1 protein-coding gene is annotated in these 829 nt (G+C 59.6%); it reads left to right on the top strand.

The window, feature by feature from the left end; translation table 11 throughout:
* Positions 1-73 precede the first annotated feature (73 nt).
* Positions 74-829 (top strand): IS5 family transposase gene (locus AC5ZG1_RS44060; RefSeq protein ID WP_130232007.1). Its coding sequence is split into 2 segments (ribosomal slippage), with 757 coding nucleotides annotated over them: positions 74-407 and positions 407-829; the frame shifts between segments, so codons are not numbered across the junction. This gene is flagged as partial in the annotation.

Raw genomic sequence — 829 nt, 5'->3', positions numbered from 1 at the left:
CTAGGCTGTGTGGACTCTTGGGATTCTCAAATCAGACGGAACGTGATTCAAGGCTTTCTTTTAGGAGGAAGCCTTGGGGGTTCTGGATCGGCTCGTTCTGAACGACACGCAATGGGACCGTATCTCCGGCTTGATCATCGGTCGGCCGGACCAGCGTGGTTCGACAGGCCGCGACAACCGGATGTTTGTCGAGGGCGTGTTATGGATCGTGCGAACCGGTTCGCCGTGGCGTGATCTGCCCGAAGCGTTTGGCGAATGGAACAGCGTCTTCCGGCGCTTCAGCCGGTGGAGCGCCAAGGGGGTCTGGCTACGTATGTTCGAAGCGCTCGCGGATGATCCGGACTTCGAATACCTGATCGTTGACTCCACCATCGTCCGCGCCCACCAGCACGCCAGCGGCGCAAAAGGGGGGCTCAAAATCAGGCCATCGGGCGTTCGCGCGGCGGCCTGACGACAAAAATCCATATGGCTGTCCGGGGCTTAGGTTGCCCGGTCCGCTTCTTCCTAACGGCAGGTCAAGCCGGCGATGCGCCTCAGGCCCAGCCGCTCATCGAGGGGCTCCCGGCGGAGGTCGTGATGGGCGATGCCGCCTACGATTCCGATGCCTTGCGATCCGCGATCGCCGCAAAAGGCGCTCAAGCCGTCATTCCGAACAACCCCTCACGGGCAATCAAATATCCGCTCAACAAACCCCTCTATGCCGAGCGTCATCTAATCGAATGCTGCTTCTCGAAACTGAAGCGTTTCAGGCGCGTTGCTACGCGCTACGAAAAAACCGCACGAAATTACTTCGCTGTCGTCGCTATCGCCGCAACTCTGCTCTGGCTAA

It is taken from the genome of Bradyrhizobium sp. Leo78 (genome assembly GCF_059512425.1).
The sequence above is the reverse complement of the archived record's forward strand: the minus strand, read 5'-3'. Positions and strand labels throughout refer to the sequence as shown.